Below are 15,402 nucleotides of genomic sequence, written 5' to 3'. Positions count from 1 at the left end.
CACGTGTGTGCACATGTTTTGGTGGCGGAGGACGAGCAGAAACAGGCCGACGTCGTACGGCGGTATCTGGAGCGCGAGGGCCACACCGTCACCGTGGTCCACGACGGGCGGGCCGCGCTGGAGGCGGCCCGCCGGAGCCAGCCCGACCTGCTCGTCCTGGACGTGATGATGCCGAAGGTCGACGGACTCGACGTGGTCCGCATCCTGCGGCGCGAGACCGACGTGCCCGTGCTGCTGCTCACCGCGCGCTCCGACGAGGACGACCTGCTCCTCGGACTGGACCTCGGCGCCGACGACTACATGACCAAGCCGTACAGCCCGCGCGAGCTGATGGCCCGGGTCCGCACGCTGCTCCGCCGCACCCGCAACGACCTGCCGTGCGACGGCTCCTTCGAGGGAGGCGGTCTCGTGGTGACCCCGTCGCGCCACGAGGTCGGCAAGGACGGCCGGATGATCGACTGCACCCCGGGGGAGTTCCAGATCCTGGCGGCCATGGCGGCCGAACCCAACCGGGTCTTCACCCGGGCCCAGCTCCTGGCGACAGTGCACGGCTCGGGAGCCCGCGTCACCGAGCGCACGGTGGACGTCCACATCATGAACATCCGCAAGAAGATCGAACCCGACCCGCGCCGCCCCGTCCACCTCGTCACCGTCTTCGGCGTCGGCTACAAGCTGATCGAAGCGCCCCGCGCCATGGACGGCACAGGCCGTGCGGCGTAGCGTCCCGCCCCACAAGACGCTGCTGGCCCGACTGCTCGCTCTGTCCGTCACCGTCGCTGTCTGCTCCATCGCCGCCACCGCCTGGCTGGCCGCCCAGACCACCAGCGGCGCGTTCCGGCAGGAACAGGGCCGTGCCCTCGCCGAGGACGCCCGTATCCACAACAGCCTCCTGGCCGTGGCCGCCCGGGAACCGGGCTGGAAAGGCGTGGACAGTGTCATCGCCGGACTCGCCCGGGACACGGACCGCCGCATCACGCTCACCACCCTCGATGGGCACGTCATCGCCGACTCCGGGAGCGGCACACTGCCACCCCGGGCCAAGGCGGCTGGCGTCGTGGACCCGCTCAACGTCGACTCGGCGCTGCGGTCGGGCACCGCCGGCGAACGCATCGACCCGCGGGCCGTGGGCCCCTACTCCCTCCCGGACGCGGAGCGCACCGCTCTGCGCGCGCTCGCCGGGCGTGGAGTCGACTGCCTGCGACGCAACGCCGTCGCGGCGGAGATCAACACCACGTTCAGCGGCCGCGCGTACGTCGCCGTCGCCAACGACCCGCAGAACCTCCGGTCGACCGAGTGCGCCGTGCCCGAACTCGACAAACCCACCGCCACCGAAAGCGCCGCCCTCGACAAGCTCGATCCGATCGTGAACGACTGCCTCAAACGGCACGGCGTGGGGCGGGTCCGGCTCCACCGCGACTACAGCTGGGACATGATCGCGCCGCACACCAGCGACGCCGACGCGATCGTCGGCCCCTGCGTCGACTCCGGCCGCCGCGAACAGCTCGCCGCGTACGTCTCCGCACCGGCCCTCCTCTACATCGGCGGCGCCGAAGGCACCCCCGCCACCGGCCTGTCCCTCTCCTCGGGCGGCACTGGGCGCATCGCCGGGGCCGCCGCGCTGGTCCTCGTGGTCACCCTCGCCGTGACCGCTTTCGTCGCCATCCGGCTCGTACGCCCGCTGCGCGCGCTCTCCGCCGCCGCAGGACGCATGAAGGAAGGCGATCTGACGGCCCGGGTCGATACCGGTGCCGGCGGGGAGATCGGAGCGCTCGCGGCCACGTTCAACGGGATGTCCGAGGCCCGCGCCCGTCTGGAGGGCCAGCGCAAGGCGATGGTCAGCGACATCGCCCACGAACTGCGTACCCCGCTGAGCACCATGCGCAACCAGTTGGAGGCCGCCCAGGACCAGGTCATCCCCACCGACCCGGAACTCGTCTCCTCACTCCTGGAGGAGACCGTCCAGCTCCAGCACATCATCGACGACCTGCGCGACCTGGCCGCCGCCGACGCGGGCACCCTCCGCCTGCACCCCGAGCCCGTGCCCGTCCTGCCGTTGCTCCGCCACGTCGCCTCGGCCCACGGAACGGCCGCACAGGGCGCCGGAGTCGTCCTCACCGCCGTGGGCGACGAGGACCTCCGGCCGTCGGCCGACCCGGTGCGGCTCCGGCAGATCGTGGACAACCTCGTCTCCAACGCGGTCCGGCACACCCCGCCCGGCGGCACCGTCACGCTCCGCGCCTCCACCGAGGGCGATACCGCGCTGATCGAGGTCGCGGACACCGGCACCGGTATCGCCGCCGACGAACTCCCGCACGTCTTCGACCGGTTCTGGCGCGCCGAGAAGTCCCGCAGCCGCGCGACCGGTGGCAGCGGTCTCGGCCTCGCCATCGTCCGCCGCCTGGCCGAGGCCCACGGCGGCGGCGTCACCGTGAGCAGCACGTACGGGCAGGGCACGGCCTTCCGCGTATGCCTGCCCCTGGCGGGCCCCGCCGGCACAGGGACGGACAGTACCTAGCCGGTGCCGGCTGTCGACCGGCAGACCTTGTCCTCGGCGGACGGCCGGTGTGCGGTGCGGATCAATCGTGGTGACCGGCACTCGTGCCGGGATGCGGCTGTGCGGGCGTGGTGGGCGAAGGGCCCGTCGGGCAGGGCGTGGTGACGGGCCGGCATCTTCCCGGTGACACGAGTCCCGCCTCGTAGCCCAGGATCACCACCTGCGCCCGCGAGGCCAGCCCGTACTTGGCCATGATCCGGTGCAGATGGACCTTGACCGTGCCCGCGCTGATCCCCAACTGCCGTGCGATGGAGGCGTTGTCGTGCCCGCGCGCGACCAGGGTCATCACCTCCAGCTCCCGCGGCGTGGCCTTGGTGAGGTGCTCGCTCGGGCGCGGCCGGCCGACGGTGAGGCTCGCGTACTCCTCGATGACCCGCCGGGTGACGGTCGGCGAGAGCAGCGAGTCGCCGCGGGCCACCGTCTCCACGGCCCGGACGAAGCCTTCGGCGCCGGCGTCCTTGAGTATGAAACCGGTCACGCCCGCGCGCAGCGCCCGGAAGACGTATTCATCGAGGTCGAAGGTGGTCAGGATGACCACTCGGATGTCGGGGTGCGCGGCCATGATGTGCTCGGCCGCCTGGATCCCGTCCATCTCCGGCATCCGCACGTCCAGGATGACCACGTCCGGGGCGAGTTCGGAGGCCCGCCGCACGGCCTCGGTGCCGTCCTTGGCCTGGCCCACGACGCTGATGCCGGGGGCGCTGTCCAGTACGGCCACCAGTCCGGCCCGGACGAGTTCCTGGTCGTCCACCACGAGCACACGGGTCGTCATGTCGTCTCTCCGTCGACGCCCGTGCCGCCGACTGCGGCCGGACGGGCTGTTGTTGAGGTCAGGGGAGGAGGGCGGGGGCGCTGTGGTCAGCGCACCGGTGACAGCGGGATGACCGCGGTCACCCGGAACCCGTCACCGTCGGGCCGCGCGTCGAGCCTGCCGCCGTACAGGCTCACCCGCTCGCGCAGCCCGATCAGGCCGTATCCGCCGCTGGTGACGGCGGACGGGGAGCGTGTTCCGGCCACGCTGGTACCGGTGTTCCGGCTGCTCGTGCGGACATCGATCTCCAGCTGATCGTCCCGCTGCCGTACCGACACGTGCGCGCCGGCCGCCGCTGAGTACTTGAGCGCGTTGGTGAGGGCTTCCTGGACCACTCGGTACCCGGCGAGCTCCACCCCCGGCGGGCACGGCAACTCGCCGCGCTCATCAGTGAATTCGACGTCCATTCCGGCCTGTTCGAACCGATCGAGGAGACGGGGCAGTTCGGCCAGGCGCGCCTGTGGCGCCCAGGTCTCCTCCTCCCCGGCCACCACCTTGGCGTGGCGCAAGGTACCGAGAACGGTGCGCAGTTCCTCCAACGACTCCCGGCTGATACGGGCGATGGCGTCGAGCGACTGACGGGACTGTTCCGGCTTGCTGTCGAGCAGCGCGGTGGCCGCGGCGGCCTGCACCGACACCGTGCTCATGCCGTGCGCGACGATGTCGTGCACTTCCCTCGCGATGCGGGCGCGCTCCACCGCGAGGGCCTCCGCCGCCTGCGCCTGCCGCGCGATCGCGATCAGCTCGGCCCGTTCCGACTCGCGGTGCATCTCCTGGCGGCGGATACGGAACGCCCAGGCGAAGAAGCAGACCAGGGCGAACACCAGGACGTCGATCGTGGCCGACTCCCGGAAGTCCAGCAGGAAGCTCTGCCAGACCCCGCCCCCGTCGTGCAGGTGCAGCAGCGCCAGCCAGCCGAGGACGAGGGCGCTGGAAATCCCCGTCCACCGCAGCCCGAAGCGCGCCACACCGGTGAAGTAGGTCAGCATCAGCGCGATCAATGGCATGACCGGCGCCACGTGCAAGTGCAACAGCGCGTACTGCGCGGCGACCATGAACAACAGCGTGGAGCGGGGCGCCGCGCTGCGGCACGCCAGCGCCGCGTCGGTGAGCAGCACCAGCGTGGAACCGGCCGCGCCGAACGGGGCGGAGTTCTGCATCCGCCACACCGAGTAGGCCATGAGGCTCGCCGCGAGCGTGATGTCGAGGGCGAGCGGCCACCGCAGGAGATCGGTCGCGAACCAGGCACGGAACCTGGCGCACAGCCCGCCGATGAGCCGGACCGCGGAGCGTCCAGCCGACTGAACCACCGTCATCGCCCTTCCTCGTACGGACCCGTGTCCCCGATGCTGACCAGAAGATGTGAGGGAGATGTCAGGCAGGTGTGTGGCCACGCTGATACCCCGGTGTTGTTCCTGGGCATACGACAGTACGGCCGTGCAACGACAAAGCAAATGTGTGTTCTCGGCATATAGAGCCGGTTTGCCTGTGCGGAGCTCGCCTCTGGACCCGGTAAACCTCGGTAGTAGACCCAAAGGTGTAAAGGGCGGCCGGTGATTGCTTGAGTATGATTGCGCCGGTCCGGCCGGTATCTTCAATTCGCCGGCACCAGCGCGAACCAAGGGCATTTCACATGATTCGAGTCGTGCTCGCCGATGACGAGGAAATCGTCTGCGAAGGGCTGCGTGCGGTGCTGGGTGCGGCGGAGGACATCCAGGTCGTCGCCACGGCAGGCTCCGGAACGGAGGCGCTGACCGCGGTCCGCGAGCACGTACCCGACGTCCTGGTCCTGGACCTGGACATGCCCGGCATGAACGGCGTCGCGGTCGCCCGGCGGCTGCGCGAGACCACCCCCAGGCCGGGCGTCCTCATTCTCACGGCCCACAGCGACGACGAGATGCTGGCGAAGGCATGGCGGGCCGGGGTGTGCGGGTTCATGCTCAAGAGCTCGTCCACGGCCGACCTGTTGCACGCGGTGCGCAGCGTCGCCGCCGAGAGCGCGGTGCTCGCCCCCGCGCTCGTCAGAACCTTGATGGACCGCTTCGCCGAGAACAACGAGCGCCGCCAGACCGACTTCGAGCGGCGCCTGGAGACCCTCTCCGGCCGCGAGCGGGGCACCGTGGTCGGTATCGCGCGAGGGCTGACCAACCGGGAGATCGCCCAGGAGCTGGGCGTCGCCGAGGGAACGATCAAGGCGTACGTGTCGCGCTCTCTGCGCAAGATGAAGCTGCACAACCGCACTCAGCTCGCCGTCCAGGCCAACCGCAGCCTTCCGGTGCCGCCCGGGCCCGGTGACGTCATGTCGACCGGCAGGAGTAGCTGAACGCGCGGGAGTTGAGGGACGGCGCCGTTCGCCGGCCCGGCCGTACGTGGCCGACGGGCTGCGGGTCCATCAGATCGCCCCCGCACTGGGCCGGGAGACGGCGCCCGCCCGCGTAACCGCAGTCCGCCCTCACCAGACGGACGGAGACGTACCTGGCGCGCAGCTGCTCGGGCAGCGGGACGGCGGCATCGCGGTTCTGAACGCTCGCCGCGGTCGCGAGTACAGCCAGGACCGGGCCGAGGCCGTCCACTGCTTACGTACTGGCCGCAATTGCTGTCACTGCCGCTTTGAATTCTGCTGTCGAGTCGGGGGCTGCGTACAGCAGCGAGAATTCGCGGAAAATCTGCTTGGTGAGCTGGACGTCGCGCGGGGTGGCCGGTGACATACAGCCGGGATTGATTCGGTTTGACAGGCGCGAGGCTCAATGCCTAGGGTGTCCAGGCTTCAGCAGAATGGTCCGGCCCTCCCGGCAGCGATTAACTTCAAGATCGTTTCCAGATCATTCCCGAGTTGACGATGCCCATCAGGGACCTCCTGTCCGTGGACAGTTCTTTCCCTGCCCCGAGCACCGTCCGTACCCGGCCGGAGCCGTAGGCGATGCCGCCGGCTCGGGAGGGCCCGCGCCAGTGCTTCGCTGCCGTGCACCATGCCTTGAAGAAAGCGGTAGGCCACGTGAGTGTCGCCGACTGCGATCCCGTAGGTTACCGTGATAATTTCTCGATTCCGGCGGCACGGCTGGGAAGGTTGTGGATGACTTTTTCGATTTCCCCTGGCTCCGGGTGGAGATTTACCCGTGCAGAGTATCTTCCCGCCCTGGCAGCCGCCCTGTTCAATTCTTCGGAGATTCTTACCGACACGGGCAGGGCCCTGGTGCAGCAGCGGACGCTGCACGCGGTGCTGGCCGGAGCGGTGGGTCTGCTCATGATCTTCAGGCTGCGGCTGCCGAGGGCAACAGTCCTGCTGGCCGTGGTCGGGGACTGGTTCGCCTATGCGCCGGCCGCCGTGCTGCTCGCCCTGTTCACACTGGCTCACCAGGGCCAGGTGCGTACGGCACGTACCGTGGCTGCACTTGTTGTGCTGATCGGCGCATTCACGCCGTGGATAACCGGCTATCCGCCCTACGACGCACTGTTTTTCCTTGGCTACCTCGCGGAAGTGATCATCTTCATCGTCGCGCCGGTCGCGGTGGGTTCGTACCTGCATGCCGGGCGTGTGCGGATCATCTCTCTCTCGGAGCACACCGCCCGGCTCGAACGGGAACAGCAGCTGCTTGCCAAAGCCGCCCGGAGCGAGGAACGCACCCGCATCGCCCGGGAGATGCACGACGTGGTGGCGCACCGGGTCACCCACATCGTGATGCACGCGGGCTCGCTGCAGATGAACGTGGGAACGCGTACCCCGGAATGGGCTGCCGGACAGGCCGAGCTCATCAGGACGTCCGCGACCAAGGCGCTGGAAGAACTGCACGACATCCTGAAGGTCCTGCGCCGGGGCCGTGAAGGCGCCGTGCGGCTGGCACCACCGCCCGGGATCGAGGCCGTCGTTCCGCTCATCGAGGAGACCCGCAAGGTAGGGCTCCGGATCGACTACGCGTGCGACGGCGAACAGCGCCCGCTTTCGGCCCAGTTGGGGCAGACGATCTACCGTCTGGTCCAGGAGACCCTGACCAACGCCCTCAAATACGCCGGTGACGCGCCCGTCGTCGTGCGCATCGGCTACCGGCCCGACCGGGTCGACATCAGCGTGAACAGCGGCCCCTCCGCCATGACCGGTGACTCCGGTGTGCCGAGCGGTGGCCAAGGGCTGATCGGGCTGACCGAGCGGGTCGAACTGCTCGGCGGCACCGTCCGCTACGGGCCGACATCGAAGGGAGACTTCCGCTTCGAGGCGTCCCTGCCCACCCTCGTCACGCCACCGCGAGACAGCGGCACACCGCCCCAAGGAAGAGAGACAACATGATCAGAGTGGTTCTCGTCGACGACGACCCCATCGTCCTCCAGGGACTGCGCGGCATCCTGGAATCACAGCAGGACATCCAGGTCGTCGCGGAGGGCCAGGACGGTCTGACGGGCATCGAACTGGCCCGGTCGACGCGCCCCGACGTGGTGCTCACCGACATCCGGATGCCCCGCATGGACGGTCTCGCGCTGACTGCCAAAGCCACTGCCCTGCCCGTACCGCCCAAGGTCATCGTCCTGACCACCTTCGGCGAGGAGGAGTATGTGCGCACGGCGCTGCGCAACGGCGCGGTCGGCTTCCTCCTCAAGGGCGCGGGACCGGGCGAGCTCATCCACGCGGTCCGCGTAGTGGCGGAGGGCAATGCGATGCTCTCGCCGGAGGTCACGATGGGCATGCTCGAAGAATTCCGGGACGCGCAGTGCAGCGCTGTCTCGGCCGACCAGCAGGCCCGTCTGGACACGCTGACCCCCCGGGAGCTGGACGTTCTCGGCGCGGTGGCGCAGGGGCTGTCGAATCTGGAGATCGCCAGGGCCCTGCACATGAGCGAGTCGACGGTGAAGACCCACTTCAGCCGAGTGCTGAGCAAACTGGAGCTCACCAATCGTGTACAAGCCGCGATCCTGGCCCGCGACGTGGGGATGGTCGGCTGACCCGCCCGCGGCCCGGTCGGCTTGCTGGGCGTTCCGGTGCGTGCCGCTGTGGAGGGCGGCACGCACCGGAGGGGGTGGGCTCAGGTCCAGATTCCGGTCGCTGCGGTTGTCTTCACGTAGTCCTCGAAGGTGCGCGCTGCGCGACCGAGGACGTCCTCGACGCCGGTGCTGACGTAGTCGTCCTTGCCCTGGCGGATCTGGTCGAGGAAGGCGGCGATGGCTGCGGCTTCGTCGGCCGGGTGGCCGTGGGCGATCTGGTCGCGTGTGTAGTCGTCGGGGTGCTGGTACTGGTGGTGCAGGGTACGGCCGGTCGCAGTGCCGATGATGGTGAGCGCTTCGGTGAAGGTGAGGGACCGGGGGCCGGAGAGGTCGTATGCCTTGCCGACGTGCACGGGCCGGGTCAGGGCTGCCACCGCCACGTCGGCGATGTCCTCCGCGTCGATGAAGGGTTCGCGGCCGTCGCCGGCAGGGGTCTTGAGGTCGCCCGAGCGGACCCCGGAGAGGAAGAAGTCCGGGGCGGCGAAGTCCTGGGCGAACCAGCACGGTCGCAGCATCGTCCACTCAAGGCCCGAGTCACGGACCGCCGCCTCGGTCCCGGGCACGGTGCCGTCGGTGTCGAGGCCGCGCACCGACAGCTGGACGATCCGCCGCACTCCGGCCTTGCGGGCCTCGTCCACGAACGCGGCACGCTCGGACAGGCCGAGGAGTTCGGTCGGTACGAAATAGACCGCCTCGGCCCCGGTCAGGGCGGGCTGCCAGGTGGACGGGTCGGCCCAGTCGAAGGGGGTGGCGCTGGAACGGGAGGCGGCGCGGACACTGTGGCCCAGCTCCTTGAGGCGGGGAACGACACGGCTGCCGGTCTTGCCGGTGGCACCGGTCACGAGAATCTCTGTCATGCCTTCAGGCAACCACCCCGGATCGGTGCATTCCATGGCTGAAACACGTATATCCATTTGCGATAGTTCCATCATGGATGTTCTGGATGACTACCTCGCCCGTGTGCGGGCGCACGGGGCAGTGTTCTGCAGCACGGTGAGTGTCCCGCCCTGGGGCCTGCGCTTCACCGAACCGGCACCACTCGCCCTGGTCGCGCTGCCCCGTGGCACCGCCTGGATCGTCCCCGACGACGGCCCCCCGGCCGAACTCCGGCAGGGCGACATCGCCCTGGTACGCACCCGGCAGCCCTACACCGTGGCCGACCGGCCCGAGAGCACACCCCAGGTACTGGTCGACGGCGCCGACCACTGCACGATGGTCGGCGGCCCGCACGAGCAGGGGCACAACTGGCGGACGGCCGGACGCACCATCGGACACCCCGCCGACAGCACCACAGACCTCCTGATCACCGCGGGCTACCGGATCGGCGGCCAGCTCTCCCGGCCACTCCTCGACATGCTGCCGCCCGTCGCGGTCGTACGCCCCGAACACCCCGCCGGCGCGCAGCCCCCGCCGGGGCCCGCCGCACTGCTGAGCCTGGTCACCGCCGAGATCGAGCGCGACGCCCCGGGCCAGCAGGTGATCCTGGACCGCTACCTCGACCTGCTGCTCGTCCAGACGCTGCGCTCCTGGTTCGACCGCCCGGACACCCCCGCGCCGACCGGATACCGGGCTTTGGCCGACCCCGACATCGGCCACGTACTGCGCCGGGTGCACGAGGATCCGGCCCGGCCGTGGACCGTCGGCTCGCTGGCCCAGGAGGCAGGCATGTCCCGCACCACATTCGCGCGGCGCTTCTCGGCCCTGGTCGGTCTGCCACCGCTGACCTACGTCACCCAATGGCGCATGGCCCTGGCCGCCGACCGGCTCCGCGCCCCCGGAGCCACGGTCGCCGCGGTCGCCAGGAGCGTCGGATACACCGACGGATTCGCCTTCAGCGCCGCCTTCAAACGCGTACAGGGCATCAGCCCCTCAGCCCACCGGGCCGGCCCGCCCCCTTCCGACACCATCCTGTAGAACGCTGTGCCACGAAAGTTGCATGCCGGTCTCCGCTGAAAGTTCAGGGAAGCGGGTGCGATCGTGTGACGCGCGAAGCCGGGGCCGATCGGAATCATGGACGAGTAACGCCATCACCCCGGATTTTATCGAAGGAATTCTTTATGAAGCGCGTCAGTTCCCGTCGTGGTCACGTCCTTGCCGCTGTTCTCGGCGGTTCGGCCATCGTCTCGATCGCGATGACGGGCATCGCCCAGGCCGCCCCGGCCGGCAGCGGTTCCGGCATGCAGGTGGTCTCGGACCAGACGCAGGCTGCCGACGGCCTGGACGGCCTGAAGGTGCTCCTGGAGAAGCACGGTCTGACGGGCAAGTCGATTGCCAAGGACGCCTCCGGCAGCATCGTGGCCCGGGACGCCAAGACCGGTGCGGAGACGGTCCTGGTCGACAGCACCAAGGGTGCCTACCAGGGGTCGGACTTCCGTTACCTGGGCGAGCAGTCCACCACCGGCGTCCTGCTGTTCCAGGACGCGGTGTCCGGCAAGGTCTTCAAGGTCGATGTCCGCAAGGGCTCCGTCACCGAGATCACCAGCAAGCGCATCCCCGTGACGGTCAGGACCGCCGACGGCAAGTACGCCACGTACGTGGTGGAGAAGGGGGAGAACGGCACCACCGTCACGGACAACAAGGGCAAGCCTGCCCTTGACCTTGAGCAGCGTGAGCCGAAGCCCTCGGTCGGCACGCAGACCGAGGAGACGAAGCCTGGGGCCGAGGGTGGTGACCTGGGTTCGATCCTGGATGGTATTGAGCTGCCGGACTTCTCGGACGAGGCGAATCTGGTGGAGTGGGAGAAGCAGCACAAGGAGTACGAGCAGAAGGCCAAGGAGGCCAAGGGGACCGAGGGAACGAAGCCTGGGGCTGAGGGTGATGGCCTGGGTTCGATCCTGGATGGTATTGAGCTGCCGGACTTCTCGGACGAGGCGAATCTGGTGGAGTGGGAGAAGCAGCACAAGCAGTACGAGCAGAAGGCCAAGGAGGCGGAGTCCAAGCCGGGCAATGGCCCGCAGGCCCAGATCGGCTAAGAGCTTCTGACGCCCTTGGGCGCCCTGTTGCGGGAGCCACCGACCGCCCGGACCTGTCCGGGCGGTCGGTGGCCCACAGCTCGTTCAGCAGCACCCCGCGCGAGACAGCGCCCTCACGGTCTCCGGCTGCGGAACGACGCCCCAGGCCGGCTCTCTCTCGGCCCAACTCATCGGCTCACGAGCCAGTTTGGAAAAGACGGGCTCAACGGGCCTCCACGCAGAGGTGCTAGAGGATGTGGCATACGATGTTGAAGAACGCCCCTGGGTAGAGATGTGTCTGGGCGCTGCCCTGCGACATCTCCGTACCCACGGAGAAGAACGTCTGGTAGGTCTGGTCCCCTCCCGCGTTCATCCAGTCGGAGGATCCGACCGAGGCCGGCTTTCTGCTCGCCTCCTTCTGACTGCGCGACGTTTCACCGTTAAAGACGACGGCCTCCATGGACGGTGGGTAGTCATCGGGCAGCTTCCAGTGCCAGTAACCCGCCCTGCTCGTCCACTTGGTCGTGCAGCCGAATACTTCAGGTTTCGGCAGGCTCCAGCGCTCGGGCGGGATGGTGTTGTGCTCAGCGCTCCGCTTCGCGCTGGTGAGTGTGGCATTCAGCTTCGGCGTGGCGAGATCGTCGTCCTTGAGCTTCACCTTCACCGTCGCCTTGCGCGTGCCGGAAGCCGGGATCGCGCCCACTGGGCAGGTGAGTTTGGTTCCGCTCGCCGTACAGGAAGCACCGCCGTCCACCGATCCCTGAACCTTCGCGAAGCTGCCCGCGAGATCCACCGTCAGAGTTGTCCGGTCGGCGGGATGCTTGGTGTCGGGGTTCGTGACCGTGTAAGTGAAGACGTTGCCCCAGCCGTTGTCCTTCTTCCACGACGGTCCGCTGACGCGGGTGCCGGAGAGCGACAGGTCGGCCTGCTTGGTGTCCTTCACGGAGAAGTGAACCGGCCCGGTGAGCGGGATGTAGTACGTCTCATCACTGTGTGCGATGAGGTAGGCGTCATACGTGCCCTCGGGCAGTCCGGAGGCGGAGACGGAACCGCGCGTGGCACTGGCGGCCGGATCTCTCAGTGAACGGACCGACCCGACCGGGACGCCCCTCTTGTACACACCCACCCAGGTACTGCCGCGGCCTTGAGAGGCCGTGTAGTTGAACTTGACGGACTCGTTCGGTGTGAACTCGGGCTTCGCCGCGGAAAGCGTTCCGGACAGCACGGTGAGCGACGCCGGTTTCGCGATCTGCTGGTAGTCCTTGCCGTCGATGACGGTGAGCAGATGGACGTCGTACTCACCCGCGGTCAACTTCGGGAACGAGAGCGAACCGGACTTGTCGGGCGCCTTCCGCCAGCCAACCCGCTTGTCCTTGTCCGGGCTGGCGCCCTTCTTGTAGACGCCGACCCACGTCTCGCTCCGTGCGACCGAGGCCTTATAGGCGATCTTCGCGTTTCCCTCCGCCACCACGGACGGCGACGGCTCGATCGTCCCGGAGAGCCAATGCCCCGCGCCGAACTGCCCGGACTGTGCCCCCTCGGTCCTGGACCACTTGGCCAGCGCCCCTTGCGCCGGCAGGATCCCCACGGCCACGACTGCGACCGCGATCCAGAGCCATTTCCTGCGTGCTCCCGTGAACCAGCGTCTGCCCAAGGCTCCAAAGCCACCCTTCGGCACCATCGCCTCCCTTCTGTTCAGCGGAGGCCGCCAAAGGGGAGGGAAGCGCGGTGAGCGGGCACATTGCTTCATTCCGCGATTCGGCTCCGGACGGCCAGCCGCACGTTGCACGAGCAACTATGTCGGCGGAAAAGCAGCGAAAGGCTTCGGCCCGAGCGTCATCGCGTAAGCGAAGGGCAACCACCGTCACCGGCGCCGGAGCCACCCGCAGTGACCTATCCTGCGGACTGAGTGAAGTTTCAGTCCGTACGCCGCCGACGCGCGCCCTGAGCACCTGCGAGGCCCCATGCCCGACCGTCAGACCGCCATCCTGGAAGCCGCCGTGCGCGTCATCGCCCGCAGCGGGGTCCGGGGGCTTCGCGTGGAGGAACTGGCCGCCGAGGCCGGGGTGTCGACCGCTCTGATCTACTACCACTTCAAGGACCGCGCCGGGCTGGTGCGCCGGACCCTTGAGTTCGTCAGCCACCGGGCGGAGGAGTACACCGGTGAGGAGCTGACCGGCGACGAGGACCCGCGCACTGAGCTGGAGCAGTGGCTCCTGATGGAGGTGCAGGACACCGCACGGGTGCGCGAGAACAGCATCGCCTGGGGCGAGTTGGTGGCCACGTCGGTCTTTGACGACGGGCTGCGGGCCACGCTGGCCGAGTCCACGCGTACCTGGGTCGAGGACATCGCCGAGTTGATCCGCGAGTCCCAGCGGGCGGGGCTTGCCGATGCCGACGCCGACCCGGTGGAGTCGGCCGAGCGGCTGACCTGCCTGATCGAAGGGATCAGCGGGCGCTGGCTCAGCGGGTCGATGCCCCTGGAGCGGGCCCGGGAACTGATCTCGGGAGCGGTGGACGTGGAACTCGGCACCCGTTGAGACTCCGGGGAGCCCCCGCATCCACCATTCAACACCGTCGCAGGTGTTCCCCCAGGACGGAGAGGATCGTGGGCAGGCGGTGCCGGTGTCGGCGCGCCGGGTGGGTCATGCCCTGCCTCTGTGCCTTCGGTGCGTGACGGTGCGGCGACGGCCGTGTCGCGCGGTGCGCGAACGGTCGTACGCTCCCGGGCCGTACGAAGAGCGGGGGCCGGCGGCCGCGTGGCGGTACAGCGTGGTCACGGCCCAGAGCGCGACGCCGCCGCCGACGGCCGCGAGAGCCCCGGGCATGCCGAGCCGTGCGGCCTGGTGGACCATGCCTCCCACCCCCCGTACGGTGTGGCGGACTTCGTGGTAGCTCCCCTTGCTCAGGTCGATGGACCAGGGATCGACGTCCTGGTTGGCGTCCCCCTTGGTCTTCATGACGCGGGTGCCGTCGCGTTCCTCGACCGAGCGGACGCGGTGCACCACGGGCAGGCCGCCGGGCGGTGTGTAGGGCGGCGGTGGCAGGAAGGCGACGACCTCCCCGACGCGGATGTCGGCCGGATCCATGGGAGAGGTGACCACCAGATCGCCCTGGGCGATCTCCGGGGTCATCGAACCGGTCAGCACCGGAAGGTAGTTGACGTGGAGGAAGACCTTGAGACCGAGCAGGGCGACCACCGCGGTGACGACGAGCAGTGCGGCGGCGCGCAGCGACCACAGGACGGTCGCCACGAGCAGCCGGGTGCGCAGGCGCTCGCGGCGGTGGCCCTTGCGGTGGGACACGGGGATGTCCCGTCCGGCAGCGAGGACGGGGCCTGCGGCAGGTTCGGAGTGCTCCGGCGCTGCGGACAAGGGAATCAGCTCCAGGGCCTCGCGGAGTGCGCGGGCGAGGCGATGCGTTCAAGGACGGATGACGTCGCACGGGACGGGATCGCATGCGGCGCCGGCGGCACGGGGGCCGTGAAGTGCCCGCCGCGATCGTGTTCGTTGCCACGTCGCGTTGCACGTGGCGGCGACTTCCTCCCGGTTTCGGTACGTCCGGGCGTCACCGCATACCGGTGCTTCGCCGAGGGGACCCGTAGCGGCGGCCTGGGGTGTTTTGCTGACGCCCGCACCCACCGGCATCCGGACACTCCGGGACCGGCTTGGGTCACTTCATGCGGTCGGCGACCTGCCGGCGCAGCTCGGGAAGGAAGTCGTACATCTTCTGGCCGGGGCACAGCGTGCTGTTGACATCGCGGTGGCTGGTGATGACGTCGACAGTGAGTCTGGTACCCGACGGGTGCGGATTTCCGCTGCCGCCGCGTGAGGTGAGTTCGGTCCTGCCGAGCGGGTCGAGGTGGTACTGGTCGAGCTTCCAGGCGAGCAGATCGGCGATGCTCTGCTTCATCGCCTGGCTCGGCTCGGGATCGGGGCCGGTGTCCTCGCCGCCTTCGTCGTTGTTCGGTTCGAAGTTGCCGAGTGCCGCGACACCCTTTCGTCTGCGCCCCAGGCGGCGCGTGAGTTGATGTGCGGCCGGCTCGGACGGCCTGTCGTGGCTGTCGGCAGGACGCGCTTCGGCCCGGAGGCTGCGGGGGTCTTCCCCGGGTTGAC

Annotated in this window: 14 protein-coding genes and 1 pseudogene; 9 read left to right on the top strand and 6 right to left on the bottom strand. The window is 69.0% G+C overall.

All coding sequences use genetic code 11. The features are described from left to right. Nucleotides 1-3: 3 nt before the first annotated feature. Both ACFP1Z_RS30700 and ACFP1Z_RS30695 read left to right on the top strand, forming a co-directional pair. Complete coding sequence (locus tag ACFP1Z_RS30700) at nucleotides 4-720, top strand: response regulator transcription factor (RefSeq protein ID WP_390320993.1); 717 nt, start codon at nucleotides 4-6, stop codon at nucleotides 718-720. Continuing rightward, nucleotides 710-2,515 carry a sensor histidine kinase gene (locus ACFP1Z_RS30695; RefSeq protein ID WP_390320992.1) on the top strand — a complete coding sequence of 602 codons (1,806 nt, stop codon included), beginning with the start codon at nucleotides 710-712 and terminating at the stop codon, nucleotides 2,513-2,515. Before ACFP1Z_RS30700 ends, ACFP1Z_RS30695 begins: the two co-directional genes overlap by 11 nt. Nucleotides 2,516-2,576: 61 nt before the next feature. Here ACFP1Z_RS30695 and ACFP1Z_RS30690 read toward each other — a convergent pair whose 3' ends face one another. Continuing rightward, nucleotides 2,577-3,326, bottom strand: coding sequence for a response regulator transcription factor (locus ACFP1Z_RS30690; protein WP_390320991.1), 750 nt, complete (start codon nucleotides 3,324-3,326; stop codon nucleotides 2,577-2,579). An 86-nt stretch (nucleotides 3,327-3,412) separates the two neighbouring features. Beyond that, nucleotides 3,413-4,681, bottom strand: coding sequence for a sensor histidine kinase (locus ACFP1Z_RS30685; protein WP_390320990.1), 1,269 nt, complete (start codon nucleotides 4,679-4,681; stop codon nucleotides 3,413-3,415). A gap of 329 nt (nucleotides 4,682-5,010) precedes the next feature. Between ACFP1Z_RS30685 and ACFP1Z_RS30680 the strand changes: the two genes are divergently transcribed. From ACFP1Z_RS30680 to ACFP1Z_RS30670, 3 genes are all read left to right on the top strand, one after another. Next, on the top strand, nucleotides 5,011-5,688 hold the full coding sequence (locus ACFP1Z_RS30680) for a response regulator transcription factor (RefSeq protein ID WP_390320989.1): 678 nt from the start codon (nucleotides 5,011-5,013) through the stop codon (nucleotides 5,686-5,688). A 672-nt stretch (nucleotides 5,689-6,360) separates the two neighbouring features. Then, on the top strand, nucleotides 6,361-7,647 hold the full coding sequence (locus ACFP1Z_RS30675; RefSeq protein WP_390320988.1) for a sensor histidine kinase: 1,287 nt from the start codon (nucleotides 6,361-6,363) through the stop codon (nucleotides 7,645-7,647). Continuing rightward, entirely contained in the window at nucleotides 7,644-8,297 is a 654-nt protein-coding gene (locus ACFP1Z_RS30670) for a response regulator (protein WP_390320987.1), read from the top strand. The genes ACFP1Z_RS30675 and ACFP1Z_RS30670 overlap by 4 nt, the downstream gene beginning before the upstream one ends. Before the next feature lie 80 nt (nucleotides 8,298-8,377). Here ACFP1Z_RS30670 and ACFP1Z_RS30665 read toward each other — a convergent pair whose 3' ends face one another. Beyond that, nucleotides 8,378-9,193 carry an NAD(P)H-binding protein gene (locus ACFP1Z_RS30665; protein WP_390320986.1) on the bottom strand — a complete coding sequence of 272 codons (816 nt, stop codon included), beginning with the start codon at nucleotides 9,191-9,193 and terminating at the stop codon, nucleotides 8,378-8,380. A 73-nt stretch (nucleotides 9,194-9,266) separates the two neighbouring features. Between ACFP1Z_RS30665 and ACFP1Z_RS30660 the strand changes: the two genes are divergently transcribed. Both ACFP1Z_RS30660 and ACFP1Z_RS30655 read left to right on the top strand, forming a co-directional pair. Further along, a complete protein-coding gene (locus ACFP1Z_RS30660; RefSeq protein ID WP_390320985.1) occupies nucleotides 9,267-10,250 on the top strand; it encodes an AraC family transcriptional regulator in 984 nt (327 codons plus the stop codon). A 143-nt stretch (nucleotides 10,251-10,393) separates the two neighbouring features. Beyond that, nucleotides 10,394-11,308 carry a hypothetical protein gene (locus tag ACFP1Z_RS30655; RefSeq protein ID WP_390320984.1) on the top strand — a complete coding sequence of 305 codons (915 nt, stop codon included), beginning with the start codon at nucleotides 10,394-10,396 and terminating at the stop codon, nucleotides 11,306-11,308. Between the two features lie 226 nt (nucleotides 11,309-11,534). Here the strand turns inward: ACFP1Z_RS30655 and ACFP1Z_RS30650 are convergent, their stop codons facing one another. Further along, entirely contained in the window at nucleotides 11,535-12,881 is a 1,347-nt protein-coding gene (locus tag ACFP1Z_RS30650) for a hypothetical protein (RefSeq protein ID WP_390320983.1), read from the bottom strand. A gap of 370 nt (nucleotides 12,882-13,251) precedes the next feature. Between ACFP1Z_RS30650 and ACFP1Z_RS30645 the strand changes: the two genes are divergently transcribed. Further along, nucleotides 13,252-13,827, top strand: coding sequence for a TetR/AcrR family transcriptional regulator (locus ACFP1Z_RS30645; protein ID WP_390320982.1), 576 nt, complete (start codon nucleotides 13,252-13,254; stop codon nucleotides 13,825-13,827). 105 nt (nucleotides 13,828-13,932) lie between these two features. Here ACFP1Z_RS30645 and ACFP1Z_RS30640 read toward each other — a convergent pair whose 3' ends face one another. Beyond that, complete coding sequence (locus tag ACFP1Z_RS30640) at nucleotides 13,933-14,592, bottom strand: signal peptidase I (RefSeq protein ID WP_390320981.1); 660 nt, start codon at nucleotides 14,590-14,592, stop codon at nucleotides 13,933-13,935. Nucleotides 14,593-14,753: 161 nt separating this feature from the next. Here ACFP1Z_RS30640 and ACFP1Z_RS30635 point away from each other — a divergent pair. Beyond that, a pseudogene (locus tag ACFP1Z_RS30635) lies at nucleotides 14,754-14,880 on the top strand (IS5/IS1182 family transposase); the annotation flags it as partial. Between the two features lie 79 nt (nucleotides 14,881-14,959). Here the strand turns inward: ACFP1Z_RS30635 and ACFP1Z_RS30630 are convergent. Then, entirely contained in the window at nucleotides 14,960-15,199 is a 240-nt protein-coding gene (locus ACFP1Z_RS30630; protein ID WP_390320980.1) for a peptidoglycan recognition protein family protein, read from the bottom strand. Nucleotides 15,200-15,402 lie beyond the last annotated feature (203 nt).

This window comes from Streptomyces gamaensis (assembly GCF_042656465.1).
GTDB lineage: Bacteria > Actinomycetota > Actinomycetes > Streptomycetales > Streptomycetaceae > Streptomyces > Streptomyces gamaensis.
Note: the sequence above shows the minus strand (reverse complement) of the source record. Positions and strands in the feature narration are given on the sequence as shown.